The sequence below is a fragment of the Colwellia sp. BRX8-4 genome, from assembly GCF_014077345.1.
GTDB lineage: Bacteria > Pseudomonadota > Gammaproteobacteria > Enterobacterales > Alteromonadaceae > Colwellia_A.
In genome coordinates this window covers 1-20,300 of the sequence record NZ_JACGVS010000009.1, presented here as the reverse complement: position 1 = coordinate 20,300, position 20,300 = coordinate 1, and the positions used below count along the sequence as shown (strand labels likewise).

Here is a 20,300-nt window from a genome sequence, read left to right as displayed (position 1 = left end):
ATTGGTATTGTTATGCTTAAATTTAGGCAGAAAATATTGCACCTAAGGCCTTCATATTGTTCTATCTTTATCCTGCTAATAAAATGGAAAATTTATTAGCACTTCTCGATAAAATCCAACAGGTTTCACCACTTCCTATTTTCAGCCAAGAAATGATTGTTGTGCAAAATGCCGGTATGCAGCATTGGCTTAATATGTCGTTAGCCCAACAACGCGGCATCAGCATGAATATCAGTTATGCCTTGCCGTCACAGTTTTTATGGAAACTGGTCAGAAGCATGGCAAGTGATGAAGATGTTCCCGATCAATCGCCATTCTCTCGTGAAGTACTTTCATGGCGAATAGATCAGTTACTCGCTAGTGCTGTTGTTATACAAGACCCTGATTTTTCCAGTGCAAGCCAATACTGGTTAGGGGGCGCTACTGATGAAGATGACTTAGCCAATAGATCTGTTGGCGAATCTGAAAAAATAAAGCAAGACAACCCAAGAGTATTTACCGAACAGCAAACCTTGAAACGCTATCAACTTGCTTGTCAATTAGCTGATTTATATGAGCAATATTTGATCTTTAGGCCGCAGTGGATTAATGATTGGCATCAAGGTAAGAGCAGCCAAAGTTTTGTTAATAAAGAACAAGCGTTAGCCGTTGAAAAATGGCAAGCAAAATTATGGCAATTGTTAACGCAAGAGCAAAGTTATAATCCGCTTGAGTTAGTCAATAAAGCCATTGAAAATATTGTCAGCAAAAAGCACTTATTGCCACCGCGCTTATCTTTCTTTGGTATCAATGCGATGGCGCCAATGTGGTTATCGTTTATTGAAGCGATAAGCGAACATCTTGATGTACATTTTTTCCATCTTAATCCCTGTTTTGATTATTGGGGCGATATACAATCAGAAAAACAAGCGATTAATTTACTCTCAAAATGGGTCGTCGGGCACGATGATATTACCGTAAATGTTGGTAACCCTTTGTTAGCTAATTTAGGTCAGCAGGGCCGCGAGTTTATGGCCTTGCTTAACGATTATTCAACGGTAAATATTGAAGTCTTTGATGCGGTTGAACAAAGTGATGGAGCAGAAAATATATCGGTTTTGCAGCAAGTTCAACAAGACATTTTAACGTTAACTGATCAAAGAAGCACCGCCAAAAACCAACAAGACAACTCGATTGTTTTTTCCAGCGCACACAGCGCATTACGTGAAGTACAAGGCTTGCACGACTGGTTACTGCATCAGTTTAATGATGATAAAACCTTAACCCCCAAAGATGTATTAGTGATGTGCCCACAAGTTGAACAATATGCCCCTTATGTTAGTGCTGTATTTGCACGAGGCTGGCAAGACTTAGCGGATAAAATCCCGCCATTACCTTGTTCTATTGCCGACCGGGTAAGCAAAGATGCAGAGCCCGTTGTCGCCGCTTTTACCCAATTACTGAGTTTACCCGATAGTCGTTTTCAAGTTTCCCAAATCATTGGCATGTTACGTTTACCTGCCATGCAAAATAAATTTTCAATTAGTCTTGAAGAGCTAGACAAAATGTCTGCTTGGCTTGAACAAGCTTGTGTGCATTGGGGCGTTGACCAGCAACATAAGCAAGAGGTCTTGCATAGTCTCGAAGTTAATAATGCTTTTACCTGGCAACAAGGTTTGTCGCGATTAATGCGTGGCTTTGCTTTTTCTGACCGTTCAATATATGTAGATGAACAACTGTATTTACCAAATGTCGAGGGCAACGATGCCATTTTACTGGGTAAGTTAATGTTGATTATCGAGCAATTACAGCATTTTTCCCAACAACTTGGCCAAGATAAATCAGCCAATCAGTGGCAACAATTTTTATTAACGATGTTAAATAGTCTTTTTGAAGTAACCGACGAAATGGCCTTTAACGTTATTGACCAAGCGATCGGCTCTTTGGCCGAATACTGTCAACATGCCAATTATCAGCCCAATATCAGTTTGAGTGTGGTACGTGACTTTCTGACAAATCATTTTAGTCAGCCCGATCCTGGTCGGCAATTTATGGTTGGGCAGATAACCTTTTGCTCGATGTTACCGATGCGCAGTATTCCCTTTAAAGTGATTGCTATTTTAGGCTTGAACGATGGCGAATTTCCTCGACAACGCCAACCGCTAGGTTTTGATCTTATGGCGAGTAGTAAAAGCGAATTGGGTGACAGATCGCGCCGTGGTGACGACAGATACTTGTTTTTAGAAGCCATTATATCGGCGCGACAGTCATTATATTTAAGCTATCAAGGCCGTAATATTCGCAATAATAATGAAAAGCAGCCATCGGTTGTCCTGAAAGAATTGATGGAATATTTAGAAGCAGGCTATGGCTGGCAGTTACATAATGCTGAGGCTGGCAATGACGAAAATGGTAATGGTGATCGATCTTCAGATATTAAACAATTACCCATGCAAGCATTCAGCGAGCATAACTATTTAGGCAAATTTAAAAGTTTTGACCCTAATTGGTTGAAACTTAAATCAGCTAAAAAAATCCAACAAAGCGATGCTTTATTGTTACCACTTTCGATCATTGTTGATGATGATACTCAAGTTGTCGATATTAATGAACTGATCCGCTTTTTTCAGCATCCGGCAAAAGCCTTTGCTCAACGACACTTGCAGTTGTTCTTTGAAAACCACGAAACACAACTTGATGATACTGAACCATTCAGTGAAAACTTCTTGCAGAGTTATTTGTTACGTCAACAGCTGTTAGCGCTTTATCTCGTGGGTAGCACCGAAGATGAGATTTCTTCTGCGGTAAGTGCGGCAGGGGTGAGCGGCGTTTTTCCTGATTTACCCAGTACCCATGATAGTCTAGAGCGCTGGCGTGATGACAGTGAAACCTTTAGTGAATTCATTCAAAGTCAAAGCCAATTAACCAACGACAGCTTACCGATAACGTTTATCGATACCGAGCTTGATGTGGTACTTACCGATAACAGTCATTTTACCCTCAGTGCTAATTTCCCGGTGCAAGCGGACAGCTTAATGTTTTATCGCAGCTCTTCGGCAAAAGGCAAAGACTTGTTTGGCCTTTATCTACATCAAATTATTATGCAGTGCTGGCAAGCAAATACCTCGAACTTAAATGCGGCTCATTTAACCGAAGAGCAAAATATGCTTGCGCAGGTGAATGTCACTAAAGGTTTTTATTTTGATACTAAAAATCAAAAACCAACACAGTACCGTTTTAGTAAAATAGACAATGCCCAGGCACAACTCGCTTTTATTGTTGATACCTATCTTAAAGGGCAACAGCAAGCTTTATTACTTAATACTGAATTGATTGAAAAATTCTTTAAAGCTAAAGCCTTTGCGCAAAGTAGTTTTGAAAAACTATGGTCTGACAGTGGCAGTATGCTTAGCGTGGTAAAACCCCTAGGACAAGACCCTTATATGCATTATTTCTGGCAGCAATGTCCTGAATTTTCCGAGTACCAATCAACATTCACCGCACTTTATCAACCGATGTGGCAAGCTCAGGAGCAAATAAAATGAAGATGAATAATCTTATTGCTCACCAGATCCCGTTGCAGGGTAAGCACTTAATTGAAGCCAGTGCCGGTACCGGTAAAACCTTTAATATCACCCGCTTGTATTTACGGCTATTACTCGAAAAGCAATTGCCTGTTGAACAAATACTGGTTATGACCTTTACCAAAGATGCGACCGAAGAGCTACGTGGCCGTATCGATAGTTTTATTCGCCAAGCGCTTAACCATTGGGACGAGTTAATTGTCAGCGATGAGTTCTTTAGCGCGATAAGTCAGCACATTGATGAAAAGTCGGCAAAGATACGTTTGCGCCAAGCATTGTTATATTTAGATGAAGCGGCAATATTAACCATACATGGCTTTTGTAAACGGGTGTTAAGCCAACATGCCTTTGCCAGTGGTGTGGCCTTTAACGCGCAAATGGAAACTAATTGCCAAGATTTAGTGCTACAAGCTTGCCAAGATTGGTATCGAGTATTGGCAAAAGATAGTCCTGAACACTTTAAGCAAGTGATGCAGTTTTGGCCAAATCCGTTAAACTTTCTCAGTCAATTCTCTAAAGCTATTAGTAAACATAATGCGCTTGATGTCGTCAATGTTACTGCAATAGAGCAGTTATTTACCGAATTAGTACAGCAAGCGGTTTATAACCTCGAGAACAATCTACCACTGCTGACTCAGTACCTTATTGATGTTAAAAAAGGCAGTGAACGTGAAAAACGTCAACAAGAGCTTGACTCATTAATACAATGGTTACATCGACTTGCTGAAGATCTGGGGGTTGCTGATGAAAAAATGCCAGATGGTTTTATTGATGGCAAGCGTTACGCGCGCTCGGTGGGTAAAGTTGAACTGTTAGCGGTATTTGAACCCGTAAAAATGGTTAAAGCTGAATTGAAATCCCTGGCTAAAAAAATTGACAAAGCCAAGGCACTGGTCATTGTCCGCGAAGGTATTTATCAAATACGCGCCAATATCACAGAACAAAAAAGCACCACCAATATTTTAAGTTTTGACGATCTTATTTCAACCTTGGCCAATTGCTTACAAGCTAAAAGCAGTAACGCACAAGTCCTAGCACAAACCCTATTTGAACAATATCCGGTGGCGTTAGTCGATGAATTCCAAGATACCGATCCCTTACAATTCTCGATACTAGAAGCCATATATTATCACCAAAGTACGGCCGCTTTATACATGATAGGCGACCCCAAGCAAGCGATTTATGGTTTTCGAGGGGGCGATGTTTTTGCATATTTATCTGCCCGAAAAGATTGTGACCAACAGTGGTTAATGGATACGAATTGGCGGTCAACACCAGCAATGATCGCTGGCTATAACCGCTTATTTTACGGCGAAGCGATCACCGATAAAGTTGATGTTACTCAAGGGAATAGTCGGGTGTTTGGTTACGATATTCCCTATATTCCGGTAAAAGCTTCACCGCCAGCACTTATTAAATATAAAGCAATTACCGATAACGCCTTACAATTTGTGCATTTTGTTGATGAAGAAGCAAAAAAATCAGTTGCTCAAAGTTTTCGCCCAGTGATGGCCACTTGGTGTGCCAATGAAATTATCAATTTACTTGCCGCGCCTACTAACGAAAATAACCATAAATTAAGCTCAAAAGATATTGCTATTTTAGTGCGTGATGGCGCTGAAGCACGTGATATAAAACAAGCGTTAGAACAGGCTAATTTAGCGTCAGTCTTTATGAGTAATCGCGCTAACTTAATGAAAAGTGAGCAAACAGAGCAATTGATACAGCTGCTAAAAGGGATCTTGTTTGTTGAAAATGAACGCTACTTTAGTGCTGCCATTGCCTGTGATTTACTCGACTATCACCCTGAAAAATATCGTGAATTACAAGAAAACGAACTTGCTTGGCAAGCATTGAAATTTGATTTTGAGCAACTACGTAATGAATGGTTGTATAAAGGTTTTATTTCGATGGCATTAAAATTAATGCATGATCATTTTTGTATCGCCGATGAAAACCAAGATCGCATTTTAACCAATTTATTGCATTTATTTGAAATACTGCAAACGGCCAGTCAACGCCACCGTCAACCACAAGAATTACTTTATTGGCTTGAACAACAAAGTCGGGTTGACGACCCTGAAATTGAAGCCGAGTTACGCTTAGAAAGTGATGATAATTTAATACGCATTATTACCCAGCATGGCTCAAAAGGTTTAGAATACCCGGTGGTGTTTGTTCCTTTTGCCACCCGTCATAAAGACCCACTTAAGTTCGGTGCAAGCTCGGTGACCTTTATTGAGTATCATGATGAAAACCATCAGCTAAAATTAAGTTTAGATGGCTCTGACCATGCTAAGGAGTCAATGGCCAATGAGGCTTACGCTGAAGCCATTCGGCTATTATATGTTGCGGTAACCCGAGCAGAAAAACGTTGTTATATCTTAACAACCGCTTTTGATAAAGCCGAGCATTCGCCACTGGGCAGAGCGTTAAAGTGGCAAAGTCAGCAAGATATAGAAGAAAACTTACGCCAACTGGTTAATGATGAACCTAACAATATCAGTTTAGTGACCCTATCATCATTAGAAAACGCCAGTGAGCTTATTGCTCAACAAGCGCCATTAGCGGAAGTTAGTGATAAAACCGGTCAAGTTGCTCACTTTAACGGTAAAATAGAACGCGATTGGTGGCTAAGTTCATTTTCAGCCTTAAGTCGAAATTTACGTCACGGCGGTGTATCTTCGCCTGATCGAGATAACCCACTCGAAAAAAATAGCATGACTGAGCTTCAATCTAGTGCAATGCAAGCGAGTAGTTTATTACGCTTTAATTTAGCAAAAGGAGCTCATACGGGTAATTTATTGCATGATATTTTAGAACATACCGATTTTAATGCCCCCGACTGGCAAGAAGCTATGCATTGGCCCTTGCAAAAGTACGGAGAATTAACTGCGGGTTATCAAGCTGAAGATCTGCAGAGTTGGTTAGCGCAAATGATTAATTCGCCGTTGGGTGATAGCGCATTAGAGATTGATAATAGCGAGCCCTTTAGCTTAGCTGACTTAAAGCAAACAAAAACACTGCGAGAAAGTGAATTTTATTATCCAATGTGCTCAGCGAGTACTGATAAATTAACCCAGATATTGTCGAAACATCGTAATACGCACAGTCAATCAACACAGCAATCAATTGTTCGCTTACCGGCATACCAGCAGCTAAAAGGTATGATGCACGGCTTTATCGATTTGATTTTTGAGCATAATAATAAATATTATATCTGTGATTATAAGTCCAGCCACTTAGGCAATGATTTTAGTGACTATAACCAGCAAGCAATGAAAGAGAATATTGAAAAAAATCACTATGACTTACAATACTTGATTTATGCGTTAGCCTTGCACCGTTATTTAAGTCACAGCTTAGATAATTACGACGTAGAACAGCATTTTGGCGGCACTTACTATTTATATTTACGGGGTATGACTGACCAAGTTGAACACATTAATTGTGGTGTTTACTATCGAAAAATCGAGGCGCACGAACTTGCCGCACTTGATCAATTGTTTTTAGGAGTTGAATAAGCATATGGCAGTGTTATATAAGCAGTTCAGTCATGCTCAACAGCAGCTTAATAATATTGAAGCGGTTGACTACTTTTTTGCAAAAGAAATTCAACAAAGCCTAGTTAATCGCGACAAGCATAACAATAATGACAACCAACAACTTTTTCACTTACTGATTGCCCTCAGTGAAAGCCTTAGGGCAGGCCATAGTTGTTTACCTTTAGCCACCATCGCGAGTACACGCTTTGGTTACAGCTGCGATAAACAAGGTATTGTTACTCATAACGGTTTTACCTTTGCTGAGCAACCACAGCTAGTCAGCTTATGTGAACAGTTGTCTATTATGGCTGATGATAACCATGCTATTGTTTTTTATGAAAATAACCTGTATTTACGTCGTTATTACCATTTTGAGCAAGAGTTACTGACTTTTATTTCAGCAAAAAGTGCTCAAGCCAAGGATTCAAATGTACAAACATTTGACGCCGTTGATATTAAAAACTGTTTAGCAACACTCTTTCCACAGCAACAGTCAGCAGATGATAACGATGAAATAGATTGGCAAATGGTTGCGGTCGCCAATGCCATTAATAAAAAATTCAGTATTATCGCTGGCGGGCCAGGCACAGGTAAAACCTATACGGTGACTAAGTTGTTAGCAGCTTTGGTGATGTTAAACTCAAGCTCAAATGAAAAGCCCAATGCAGACTTAAAGATAGCCTTGGTAGCGCCAACGGGTAAGGCGGCTCAGCGTTTATCTGAATCAGTCACTAATGCTTTGCAAGGATTTACAGGACAAATAAGCGCAGCGGTTTTATCAAAAATACCGCAAGAGGCACAAACGCTGCATCGACTCTTAGGTGTTATTCCTAACAGTGTTAACTTTCGCCATCACCAAGACAATTTACTGAATATTGATGTGCTGTTAATTGACGAAGTGTCAATGGTCGATTTGGCGTTAATGGTAAGAGTTTTTAGAGCTTTACCTAGCCATTGCCAAATCATACTTTTAGGCGACGCTGATCAACTGCCGTCCGTTGCTGCTGGTAGCGTACTTAACGATTTAGCACCTAAGCCTCATCGTGGCTACAGCCCCGAGAATCATCAATATTTAAGCCAAGTCAGCCAATGTGCAAACTTACCTCAGTGGAAAAAGTCGCCAAAATCATCAGGGTTGACCCTAGCCGCAGATCACGTGGTGTTTCTTGACAAAAGTAGACGTTTTGATGGTGAAGGTGGGATCGGAAAAATAGCGAGCCATGTTATTAATGGTCGCTTTAGCGAAAGTTGGCAATTATTAACAGAAAAACCAGTTATAGATAATAATCACCAAGACGTGCCTCAGTCTGGGAATACCTTATGGTTACTCGAAGGTAAAACTAGTTCTTGGTTAACGGCATTCGTCAGTGAGTATTACGCGCCCATTTTCGCGCAAAAAACAGTGTCTGCTGCCTTTAAACAATTACAAAAATTTCGTATCTTATGCGCAACACGTGTTGGTGAGCAGGGGGTTGAGTCGTTAAACGAACAAGTACAAAATATACTGATTAAACGCGGTGATATTAATGCTTTTGATACTCGCTATTGCGGGCAACCTATTATGATCAATGTTAATAATTATTCACTAGGTTTATACAACGGCGATATTGGTTTATTGTGGAAAAATGAGTCGGGCCATTTAATGGCTGTTTTTGAGCAAGCAGACAATGAATATAAGTGGGTGAATCCGGCGCGTTTACCTCAGCATGAAACCGTTTATGCGATGACCATTCATAAAACTCAAGGCAGTGAGTTCGAACATGTTGTGATGGTATTACCGGAACAAACTGATAATAAATTACTTTCTAGGGAATTAATGTATACCGCTATTACTCGGGCTAAGAAAAAACTGAGTATAGCTACCTTAGCGAATGTTTGGCGACAAGGAGTCACGACAAAAACAACACGCTATTCAGGTGTCGACCTCTATAAAAAATAAAGCTAGAGAATAGGGTTTACTGAAAGAAATTACGTTAGAATAACGTTTTAATTTTAGTAACCCATTAATAAGTTGTACCATGACGTTAAAAGACATAGATAAAAAAGCTTATCGCAGTAAGCTTAATCAAGTGATTGTTGGTTTTATTGTTACCTTCGCAATATTAGCCATTGCTTTTGGTGGTATATTGATTGCGGTATTTGCTGAGCCTTTAGCGCTTGATACCATGGCTCAAGTGAGTATCAATACCGCGATAGAGTCGGGCCAGCAAACCAGTAACTTTCGTTATAACTTTTTAGGCGTTATTCTTGCATTGTTAACGTGTGCTGGGATACTAAGACAATTAAAAAACACCCCCTTTTTTAATGAAATTTATTATGTTTGGCAACTTAAACAAACGCAAAATATTATTTATCGTCGTTTGAAAAAAATTAAACAAGCGAGTGTTAATGGTGATGAAAATGCCTTAATTATTTTGAAATTTTATTATGCTAGCCTAAAGCAACTTTATTTATTAGATGACAATACACTGACTATGTCGTCGTTAGAGGCTGATATTACTCATCTTGAGGGATTAATCACTCAACATGGAAAAGAAATTACTACCGAGCAGTTTACCAAAGTGTTACTTTCAAGCTATAAATAACGAATCGACCTTGATGGCAGTAAATTAAATGCCTTTTACTTTGATGTGAAGCCACAATAAAAGAAGCCCAATGAAAAAACCTAAAAAGTTAAAGAATGAAACCGCTTTATTAAAAAAAGCGATTGAAGTTGGCGAAAAATATGCGATGAACCGAGGTTATAATGGTTTTTCTGCCACCAATGCTTCAAAAGACAAGGTTGAAAGCTTGTACCGTCTATTGGTTAACGACAAGCTTATTCAAGCTTCGCCTGCTGATGGTGAAGACTTGCTTAGTATGAAACACCGATTAGCAATGTGGATAGCAAAGCAATTACCCGAAGACCATCCATTACTTAAGTAATAAATGCCTATTTTAATGATAGGGTCTGTGCGTTTAAATAACGCTTTATAAATTTAAATATAGAAAAATAAAATGAATCGTAAGAAAAAAATAAATGCCGCGTTAAAAAGTAAGCAGAAAAAAGCTAATGCTAAATTACATACCAGCAACAAGCCCCGTTATGTTTCAAAAGCTGAACGAGCACTTTTAGAAGGAAAAGAAGCGGCTGTTCAAACAACTGATGAACCGCAACTTACTGAGTAATTATTGGTTATGCTAGCTAAACTATTAAATATTATAAAACCGGCGAGTAAAATTGATGTAAGTGATGCCATTGATCAAGATAGTCATCAATGGATCCTCGATACTTTTTCTTGGGCGCTTACACATTTTGATGTTGCAGAGTTTAAAAACAATAGTCAGCTTGTATTACCTAATAATCAATTTTATCAAGGTAGTGTAACTAGTGTTCATGAAATGGCACTGAGTATTTTTAAACAAACAACCACCTATGCTGGTATGCAGCAGTGGCCCATTATATTGATCACACCAGAGCAGTTTTTTGCGGGTACTCAGCAAATAACCATTCCACCGTTTAATATGGTTGACCATTGTCGTGGTGACAATACGCCCTTTGCTAAATTAAGTGAAGAAGATACAGCGAAGCTCCAACAACAGCCGATCATGCTTTCTTATGGCGAAAATCAAGTTAATCAGCCACAAGATCTTATTTCGTCGATTGTACAAAACCTTGCGAATATCCTGATTGTTCAACAAGCTAGTTTACCACCAGGTGGCAAAGAGTTTATTCCTCAAGCCGTTGATGTTATCGCTTGTTTTATGGGCTTTGGTATTATATTTAGTAACACAGCTTATCAATTTAGAGGCGGCTGTGGCTCGTGTAATAATCCTAATGCAAACCGTCAGTCGGCATTGCCAGAAAATGAAACAGTGCATGCTTTAGCGCTATTTTGTTTGCTTAAAGCGATAAGACCTAACGCGGTAAAACCTCATTTAAAATCACATTTACGAAAACAATTTTCACTTTCCTATCATGCTTTAACAAACACCATAAAAAATTCTCTGGATCCCGTTTTACTGTCTTTACTTTAATCAAGCTATGTTTATTAAAAATAAAAAAATTATTTTCACTAAATTCATGATTTATTAAATAAAAGCGTCTACAGTTATTTTTATTGGTTGGGCATTTTATTTTTGATTTTAGTGAGGTAATAACTATGTTGAGTATCCAAGTAAAAGACTATATGAACCACTATCCAGTTACTTTTACTTCAGAAATGGTGGTTGAAGAGGCGGCGTTGCGCTTTTTAAAAACAAAGCAAATTGGTGGTCCAGTGATCGATGGTAATAATCGTGTTATTGGTTTTCTCTCTGAAAGTGATGTTTTAGCAACAATGCTACAGACGATTTATCATAATGAACATGTGAGTGATGTTGCCGCATTGATGCGCAAAGAAGTATTATCAGTTAAACCCTCTGACAGTGTCATAGAACTTGCGCAAAGCATGTTACAGAATAAACCTAAAGTTTATCCAGTGGTAGACGAAGATGGTATTTTACTGGGTACTATATGTCGTAATGATGTTCTATACGGTATTGATCAATATACTCGAAGTACCTTTAAACCTTAGTCAGCTGAGTTAATTTCACACTGTCTATTTGTACCACTTGATTGAAGTGGTACAGACTTAATAAAGCTGGTAAAATTATTTTTTGCTATTTTGTTTGGGTCAACCTTGTCTTCTGAAAAATCTATTACTACCTCTTCTGAATCTCAGCGCAGCCAAGTTATTAACATTGATAAGCTTTTTAGCCGCCTTGGATTGTGTTTTAAATCTGATCAGTTTCGTTTGAAAAAGCGCTTAATGTCGGGTAAGAAAATCACTGATAGTGACAAAAAGCAAAAATCACTCAGTCAAATTTCTGCCCATATTGATGAGTCAATCGAAAAAAAGCAGCGTAAAATTCAGAATGTTCCAAAAATCACCTATCCAGAAGATTTGCCGGTATCACAAAATTCTGACGTTATCGCTAAAGCGATAACTGAAAACCAAGTGATTATTATTGCGGGTGAAACAGGCTCGGGCAAAACGACTCAAATTCCAAAAATATGTCTTGCTTTAGGTCGCGGTATCGACGGCATGATTGGTCATACTCAGCCACGTCGTATTGCGGCGCGAACAGTTGCTACACGTATTGCTGATGAATTATCGACAACATTAGGCGACGCGGTTGGTTATAAAGTCCGTTTTAATGACTTAGTGAGTGAAAATAGCTATATAAAATTAATGACCGACGGTATTTTATTGGCAGAAATGCAACATGACCGTTTACTGCGAAAATACGATACGATTATTATTGATGAAGCGCATGAACGTAGTTTAAATATAGACTTTTTATTGGGGTATTTGCGCGAAATATTACCTAAACGTCCTGATTTAAAAATCATTATTACTTCGGCAACCATCGACCCAGAAAGATTTTCACAGCATTTTGCTTCAGCAGACGGCAAACCCGCGCCTATTATTGAAGTCTCGGGGCGAACATTCCCTGTTGAAATCCTCTATCGTCCGCTTAATGGCGACAATAATGATGAAACAGAAGAAGTAAGTAGTAACGATATCATTAGTGGTATTTTGCAAGCCGTTGACGAACTTGGTCATATCAGCCAAGGCGATATTCTTATTTTTCTTAATGGCGAGCGCGAAATACGAGACGCCGCATTAGCCTTAGAAAGAGCAAATTTACGACACACCCAAGTGTTGCCTTTATATTCACGGTTAACGGTACAAGAACAAAATAGAATTTTTAAACCACACAGTGGCCGTAATATTGTGCTCGCCACTAACGTTGCAGAAACCAGCTTAACCGTACCAGGTATCAAATATGTTATTGACCCGGGTACCGCGCGTATTTCTCGTTACAGTTACCGCACTAAAGTACAGCGTTTGCCTATAGAAGCTATTTCTCAAGCCAGTGCTAATCAAAGAGCAGGGCGTTGTGGTCGTGTTTCAGCGGGTGTATGTTTACGTTTATACAGTGAAGAGGACTTTCTTGGTCGCCCTGAATTTACTGATCCTGAAATATTGCGTACTAATTTAGCGACAGTTATTTTACAAATGCTGGCGCTTGATCTCGGCGAAATCAGTGACTTTCCTTTTGTTCAGCCACCGGACAGTCGTAATATTAATGACGGTGTTTCATTACTTGAAGAATTAGCGGCGATAGAAAAACAGCAAAACAAAGTGGTATTAACCAAAGCGGGACGGATGTTAGCAAAATTCCCCACCGATCCACGTTTATCAAAAATGATTCTGTCTGCTATTGATTTAGGCTGTATTGAGCAAATTTTTATTATTGTTAGTGCGGTAAGTATTCAAGATCCGCGTGAACGTCCCCATGAAAAACAGCAAGCGGCAGATGAAAAACATAATCGCTTTAAAGACAAAGAGTCTGACTTTATCAGCTTGCTTAATTTGTGGCACTACATTCAACAGCAACAAAAAGCGCTGACTAATAACCAATTTCGAAATATGTGTAAAAAAGAGTTTTTAGCTTATATGCGTATTCGTGAATGGCAAGACATCTTTAGTCAGCTTAAACATACACTGCGCGATTTAAACATTCCAATGAGCGGAGTTGAATATACTCCGCCATCGTTAGATGCTAATAATACCGATGTAAGTAAAAAAACTGAGCCAGTAGAAAGTAATAATAACAATATTATTCACCAAGCTATTTTGTCAGGTTTACTCAGTCATTTAGGGCAACTTGACGAAAACAGAGAATATAAAGGTGCACGCAATAGCCGATTCTTCATATTTCCGGGGTCGGGTGTCGCAAAGAAATCACCTAAGTGGATAATGGCAACTGAATTGGTTGAAACCAGCCGTTTGTTTGCCCGTATGGTCGCAAAGATAGACCCACAATGGATAGAGCCTTTAGCTGAACATCTTATTAAGCGCAATTATAGCGAACCGCACTGGGAGAAAAAGCAAGGTGCGGTAATGGCTTTTGAACAAGTGATGCTATATGGCCTGACCATAGTTGCGAAAAGAAAGATCAGCTTCAATCATATTGAACCGCATACCTGCCGTGAGATATTTATTCGTGAAGCATTAGTCAATGGTGATAGCACCCTTAATGAAAAATTCTATCAGCAAAATCACCAACTAGTTGCGAGCATTGAGAAGTTAGAGCAAAAAGCTCGCCGCAAAGACTTTTTAGTCGATGAAGAACGTTTAGTTGAGTTTTATGATGAAAAGTTGCCAGAAACCATTATTTGCCAACGTAGCTTTTTGTCGTGGTGGAAAAAGTCTAAACAAAAAAATGCACAGTTACTTAATTTTACCGAAGCCTTTTTATTAAACGAAACGGCTAAAGTATTATCGGCCAATGATTATCCTGATGTTTGGCATCAAGGTAATTTGACCTTGCCGTTAAGTTATCATTTTACCCCTGGCGATATAGATGATGGGATAAGCTTACATATTCCTGTAGGTATTTTGAATCAAATTGAAAATCGTGATTTTGATTGGTTAATTCCAGCGTTGCGACTAGAACTTATTATTGCCTTGATCAAAGGCTTACCTAAATCTTCACGACGAAATTTTGTGCCGGCTCCTAACTACGCAGAAGCTTGTTTGTCAGCGATTAGTGATGGGGACGGTAAGTTAGTTGCCGCTGTTGAAAAACATTTATTAAGAATGACGGGGGTGCGTTTACCCGAAGATATTTGGCAAGATGTTGAATTGCCCATTCACCTAACGATGAATTTTAAGGTGATTGACGAAAAAGGTGTGCTTATTAATCAAAGCCGTAAGCTTGAACAGTTAAAAGCCTCTTTGCAAGGAAAAGTAAAAGCATCAATTAAGAAAGTGGCTGATAAAGGAATAGAACGTGAACAAATTACTAGCTGGGATTTCAACAACATTCCCAAAGGCTATGAAAAAAATATTGCTAATATCACCATAAAAGCTTTTCCAGCCTTAGTTGATAAAAATAAAACGGTTGCTATAGAATTATTTGAACAAGAAAGTCTTGCTGAGCAAGCGATGGTTAATGGTGTGAGTCGTTTAATTTTATTAAACATACCTTCTCCAGTTAAATATCTACAACAAAAATTGCCTAATAAAGCTAAGTTAAGCCTATATTTTAACCCTTTTGGTTCAATACCTGATTTATTAGACGATTGTATACTCGCTGCTTGCCAGCACTTGGTGAAAGAGCATGGCGACATACCACGTAACCAAAATGATTTTGAAAAAGCTAAAGACCATGTTCGTGCTGAACTTGCCGACTGTGTGCTCGTGTCAGCATTAAAAGTAGAAAAAGTATTAACCTTAACCCATGAAATAGGGAAAAAACTAAAGGGTCGAATGTCTTTAGAGGTTATTCAAGCACAAGCCGACATTAAAGAACAACTTGGCTTACTGGTGTTTAAAGGTTTTGTGACCGCTTCTGGTCATCAACGATTAGAAGATATTGCGCGTTACTTACAAGCGATGTTAAGACGTATGGAAAAGCTGCCGGTTGATCCCAACCAAGACCGATTGAAAATGTTAGAGGTTGCGAAAGTAAATGATGTTTATTTAGCGTTGCTTGCCAAACAGAGCAAAGGCAAGCCTATTGTTGATGACATTTTAGCGGTTCGCTGGATGATAGAAGAATTTCGTGTTTCGATATTTGCGCAAAATTTAAAGACAGCTTATCCGGTCTCTGCAAAGCGAATTTTAAATCATTTGAAAGAAATTTCAGCAGATTAAGTCGATTTAATCAACAATTCAAGTTTGAAATTTGACACTAAACACTACAATGGGTATAAAAGAGACAATAAAAATTTAAATAATAATATGGAGTAGTAATGGTTAACTTTGATGATAAACGAGATTTCTATCGGATGATGTTAAATAGTGATGTAACCGTGACCATTATCGACGATGAAGCGAACAGTCAAATATTAGCGACTTGTCGAGACTTAAGTGCGACTGGTATGGCGATTGAAATGACGCATCCTTTAGAGCTTAATACCCATGTTAAAGTTAGTGTGCGGTCTGCGAGCAGCAATGTTCAACCGTTGGAAGTTTCAGGGAAAATAGTACGCGTCACCGAAGAGGGTGAAGAGTGCTTTTTAATTGGAATTAATATTGCCGAAATAGATTAAAGACTGAGTATTAACTGGGCAATAAACAAACTAATAAAAAACGAGCACTAAGTGCTCGTTTTTTATTTTAAGACAGTCACAAAAAGTGAACTAACTTACTTGGCAGACTAAGCCTTTCAAATAATAACCTTCAGGGTAATTACTCGATATTGGATGATCACCAGCTTGTTGCAAGCGCTCAACAAAGTGCACCTCGCGACGAGCATCAAGAGCGGCATCAGCAACTACTTTTTGAAATAGGCTTGCTTCCATTAAACCAGAGCAAGAAAAGGTCAGTAATATACCGTTTGGCTTGAGTAATTGCATAGCAAGCATATTAATGTCTTTGTAACCACGACATGCACCGGTTAGTTGTGCTTTTGATTCAACAAATTTAGGTGGGTCTAAAATTATCATATCAAACTGACGTTTTTCTTCGCGATATTGTCTGAGTAACTTAAATACATCGGCTTTAACAAAAGAAACATTCTTGTCTTGCAGGTTATTAAGGGCAATATTTTCTTCGGCTAAGTCGAGTGCCGATTGAGAAACATCAACATTGATGACTTCTTTAGCGTCATTTGCTGCACAATGTAAGGCGAATGTTCCGGTATAAGAAAAACAATTAAGGACTGATTTATTTTTAGCATATCGACCTGCAGTCACACGAGAATCACGTTGATCTAAATAAAAGCCTGTTTTATGGCCTTTTGCGATATCAACATTAATCGATAAACCATGCTCTTTAATCACACATGCGGTTGACTCAAGTGGCTCTGTTAACCAACCTGTGATTGGCTCTAATCCTTCTTTTTTACGTACGTCAACATCAGAGCGTTCGTAGATGCTACATTGAGGATAGAGCTCTTTAATCACTTCAACTAAGGTATAACGTTGAAAGTCGGCACCGGCACTTAATAGTTGGCAAACAATTAAGTTATCGTATTTATCAATAGTTATACCGGGTAAACCGTCAGATTCACCAGCAATTAAACGATAACCGGTTAAACCGCCTTGTTCAATAAACCATTCACGTCTAGATTGAGCACTTATTAATTTTTTACGAAAAAATTCACTGTCAATTTCTTCATTTTCATTAAAGCTCCAAACTCTAACTCGAATCTGTGATTCTGGCGAGTAAGCACCGCGAGCAAGCCATTTTTCCTTGTGATCAAAGACATCAACGGTATCGCCTAACATCGGATTTCCCTTGATTTTATTAATCGCTTGAGAAAATATCCAAGGATGTTTTCGTAATAAAGACTTCTCTCGGCTTACTTTTAAATAAATTCTTGCTGACATGTGACTATACTTAATGAATTGGTAAATGAAATTGCGCAGAGTGTAGTCAATGCCAAGCTCGGGTGCAATCTTCACGTTAAGTTATTTCAGTCAACGTTAAGGAACAATAAGTATGAATGTTAGTTATATCGCCCATGTTAGCGGAAAAGTACAAGGGGTTTATTTTCGTGCGTCTAGCCAACAAGTCGCTATTGATTATGGTTTAAGTGGTTATGCAAAAAATTTGGATGATGGGGATGTAGAAATTTTAATATGCGGTGAAGAAAAAGACGTAGATAAAATGTTAGCATGGCTGGCGTACGGACCACCAGAAGCTGAAGTGGTAAGTATGGAGAAAAAACAAGTTAAATGGCAACAACATAACTTTTTCGCGATTAGCTAATCTACTGTGTAGATAATTACCCGTAAAACGAACAAGCGTTTACAATTTAGAGGTTTTCTTGAAATATATTAACGTTACAACCGATGAGCAATTAACTTTTGCTGAAACACCCGTACCTGAGTTTTCGGCAGATGAATGCTTAATTCGTGTAAAAGCTATTGGCGTTAACCGAGCCGATATTTTACAGCGACAAGGAAATTATCCAGCCCCTAAAGGCGAGTCTACTATTTTAGGACTGGAGGTTTGTGGTGAAATTGTTGCTTGTGGTAGTGCGGTAAATAACTGGAAAATTAATGACAAAGTTTTTGGTTTGGTTGCTGGCGGTGGTTACGCAGAATATGTTGTTATAAAGTCTAGCCAGTTATTTTATCTGCCTGCTACCTTTACTTTTGAACAAGGTGCAGCTTGCGCAGAAACGTTTCTAACGGCCTATCAAAGTCTATTCTCAATTGCTCAGTTACAACCTAAGCAATCAGTGTTGATACATGCTGGTGCCAGTGGTGTTGGCTGTGCTGCTATTACACTTGCCAAAGCGAAAGACTGTTTTGTTGTTGTGACCGCTGGCAGTGAAGAAAAATGCCAAGCGTGTTTAAAATTAGGTGCAGATGTTGCGATTAACTACCATCAAAATTCTTTTGAACAATGGAAAAAAGCAAACGTTCCCGATGGCTTTAATGTCATTATTGATGTGGTGGGCGGAGATTACTTACAGAGAAATATCAATGTCGCCGCAGTTGATGGTCAAATTGTTATTCTGTCTATTTTACAAGGCCGCTACTGCGAAAAAATTGACATAGGCAAGATGCTTTCAAAGCGAGTCAGTATTACAGCTTCAACCTTAAGAAACAGGAGCAATGATTATAAAGCTGAATTAGTGGCTAACTTTAAAGAAGACTTTGGCAAGTTACTTTGCGCAGGGCAGTTATTACCAGTTATTGATACTTGTTACCAATGGCAAAATGCCGATAAAGCCCATCAACGTATGTTGGATAATGGTAATATCGGCAAGTTAGTACTAATGGTTTAGTTAACAGAGTAAATGCCAAGAAGAATATTTTTCTGATAACTTGCTCGTAATAAAGATAGTTTATTTAACTATAAATACGTGAAAACACTATCAGTATAAGCAGGAGATAATGTTCATTTAAAGTCATTTTATAGCAAGTCAGATAAAGGGCTTCTAACACCATTAGCGCCATGCTCAAGTACATGGGTATAAATTTGAGTTGTACGTAAATCGCTGTGCCCTAGTTGTTCTTGAACTGTTCTTATATCAGCCCCTCTTTGCAATAAATGCGTAGCAAATGAATGCCTTAAAGTATGACAAGTTATTACCTTATTTAACTTCAATTGATTTGCTGCTTTTTTAACTGACTTTTGAATACTACTTTCATTGAGGTGATGCCGACTAAGGTATTTGAATTCTGGTTCAATACTTAATCGAGCAGAAGGAAATAAATATTGCCACTTGAATTCTTTTGCGGCATTGGGGTATTTGCGATTAAGAGCATTTGGAATCCAGACACCTTTATAGTCAATATTTTCTATATCGCTAGTATGATATTTATTAGTCCTTTGAATTTGGCGGTACAGTTCAGGTATAAGCTCAGTGGCGAGGGTAACTCGACGATGTTTATTCCCTTTACCGTTCCAAACTGCGATACAGTGATAATTAAAGTCTATATCTTGAACTCTTAAACGAATAGCCTCCATTAGCCTTAAGCCACTACCATATAAGAGGCTTACTAATAAATGATGTTGTGAGGGTATTTTTGATAGAAGTTTCATTACTTCTGTGGGTGTAAGCACATCAGGTAATTTTCTAGGCCGGCGGCTTAAGTTAAAGTTTAGCTTTAAACTTAATTCGTTTTTTAAAATTTCTTTGTATAAAAAAGCTAATGCATTCAGTGCAAGTGACTGGGTAGCGGTTGAAACGTTTTGTTGATTAACTAAATAACTGAGAAATCTCTCAACTTCAATATCCCCCATGAGTGCAGGGTGAGTTTTATTTGAGTAATTTATAAAATACTTTATCCAATGAATATAAGTTTCTATGGTTCTTTTTGCGTATCTTAAGTTACGCATATGCTCTTCGATACTCATTAAAAAAGGCGATTTAGCGTCCATAATATAAAATCCATTTACTGTTGTTATATACAGTTTAGCTGGTGTTCGGTTCTTTTGCCAATATACCGAAAGATTCGGCGTTGCACCTTTTGAAATATTTAATAATAATAAAATGTTAGTGTTGTTATTATGTTGTAAAGTATGGTAATTGTAACTGTAAATAAACAAGGAATGCTAAGTGTTATATATTGCTTAGTTTTTCGGTCTAATAAGCTGTTGAACTAAACCGCTTCGCGGGGAGTGCCAACTCCCTGACATATCACTGCATTTCAACCACACTTAACTTGCTACTCAACCTTTTTTGGAGGCAAGTT

At 38.5% G+C, this 20,300-nt stretch carries 14 protein-coding genes; 12 read left to right on the top strand and 2 right to left on the bottom strand.

Annotated features, from left to right (window positions below; genetic code table 11):
- The first annotated feature begins 56 nt into the window (after positions 1-56).
- The 10 genes from recC (at position 57) to H4J56_RS09205 (ending at position 16,196) form a co-directional block, all read left to right on the top strand.
- On the top strand, positions 57-3,524 hold the full coding sequence (recC, locus tag H4J56_RS09250; RefSeq protein WP_259368177.1) for an exodeoxyribonuclease V subunit gamma: 3,468 nt from the start codon (positions 57-59) through the stop codon (positions 3,522-3,524).
- The gene (recB, locus tag H4J56_RS09245) at positions 3,521-7,087 is read left to right on the top strand and encodes an exodeoxyribonuclease V subunit beta (protein ID WP_182259224.1); all 3,567 of its coding nucleotides are present in this window, start codon (positions 3,521-3,523) and stop codon (positions 7,085-7,087) included. Before recC ends, recB begins: the two co-directional genes overlap by 4 nt.
- Before the next feature lie 4 nt (positions 7,088-7,091).
- Complete coding sequence (gene recD, locus H4J56_RS09240) at positions 7,092-9,047, top strand: exodeoxyribonuclease V subunit alpha (RefSeq protein WP_182259223.1); 1,956 nt, start codon at positions 7,092-7,094, stop codon at positions 9,045-9,047.
- Between the two features lie 79 nt (positions 9,048-9,126).
- Positions 9,127-9,693 carry a DUF3087 family protein gene (locus H4J56_RS09235; RefSeq protein ID WP_182259222.1) on the top strand — a complete coding sequence of 189 codons (567 nt, stop codon included), beginning with the start codon at positions 9,127-9,129 and terminating at the stop codon, positions 9,691-9,693.
- 70 nt (positions 9,694-9,763) lie between these two features.
- Positions 9,764-10,033: a DUF5062 family protein gene (locus H4J56_RS09230; protein ID WP_070376721.1), complete on the top strand. Its 270-nt coding sequence runs from the start codon at positions 9,764-9,766 to the stop codon at positions 10,031-10,033.
- 72 nt (positions 10,034-10,105) lie between these two features.
- Entirely contained in the window at positions 10,106-10,276 is a 171-nt protein-coding gene (locus H4J56_RS09225; protein WP_070376722.1) for a DUF2986 domain-containing protein, read from the top strand.
- Positions 10,277-10,285: 9 nt separating this feature from the next.
- Positions 10,286-11,125 (top strand): hypothetical protein, encoded by an 840-nt coding sequence (locus H4J56_RS09220; protein ID WP_182259221.1) that lies wholly within the window; start codon positions 10,286-10,288, stop codon positions 11,123-11,125.
- A gap of 125 nt (positions 11,126-11,250) precedes the next feature.
- Positions 11,251-11,664: a CBS domain-containing protein gene (locus tag H4J56_RS09215; protein WP_070376723.1), complete on the top strand. Its 414-nt coding sequence runs from the start codon at positions 11,251-11,253 to the stop codon at positions 11,662-11,664.
- A 105-nt stretch (positions 11,665-11,769) separates the two neighbouring features.
- Positions 11,770-15,798: an ATP-dependent RNA helicase HrpA gene (hrpA, locus tag H4J56_RS09210; RefSeq protein WP_220465930.1), complete on the top strand. Its 4,029-nt coding sequence runs from the start codon at positions 11,770-11,772 to the stop codon at positions 15,796-15,798.
- A gap of 98 nt (positions 15,799-15,896) precedes the next feature.
- The gene (locus tag H4J56_RS09205; protein ID WP_070376724.1) at positions 15,897-16,196 is read left to right on the top strand and encodes a PilZ domain-containing protein; all 300 of its coding nucleotides are present in this window, start codon (positions 15,897-15,899) and stop codon (positions 16,194-16,196) included.
- A 90-nt stretch (positions 16,197-16,286) separates the two neighbouring features.
- On the opposite strand, the gene H4J56_RS09200 is transcribed toward H4J56_RS09205, so the two are convergent.
- Complete coding sequence (locus tag H4J56_RS09200; RefSeq protein ID WP_070376725.1) at positions 16,287-17,477, bottom strand: class I SAM-dependent methyltransferase; 1,191 nt, start codon at positions 17,475-17,477, stop codon at positions 16,287-16,289.
- 112 nt (positions 17,478-17,589) lie between these two features.
- Here H4J56_RS09200 and H4J56_RS09195 point away from each other — a divergent pair, with 112 nt between their 5' ends.
- Complete coding sequence (locus H4J56_RS09195) at positions 17,590-17,859, top strand: acylphosphatase (protein WP_070376726.1); 270 nt, start codon at positions 17,590-17,592, stop codon at positions 17,857-17,859.
- Positions 17,860-17,917: 58 nt separating this feature from the next.
- Positions 17,918-18,886 carry an NAD(P)H-quinone oxidoreductase gene (locus H4J56_RS09190; RefSeq protein WP_182259220.1) on the top strand — a complete coding sequence of 323 codons (969 nt, stop codon included), beginning with the start codon at positions 17,918-17,920 and terminating at the stop codon, positions 18,884-18,886.
- Between the two features lie 128 nt (positions 18,887-19,014).
- Here the strand turns inward: H4J56_RS09190 and H4J56_RS09185 are convergent, their stop codons facing one another.
- Entirely contained in the window at positions 19,015-19,986 is a 972-nt protein-coding gene (locus H4J56_RS09185) for an integron integrase (protein ID WP_182214389.1), read from the bottom strand.
- Positions 19,987-20,300 lie beyond the last annotated feature (314 nt).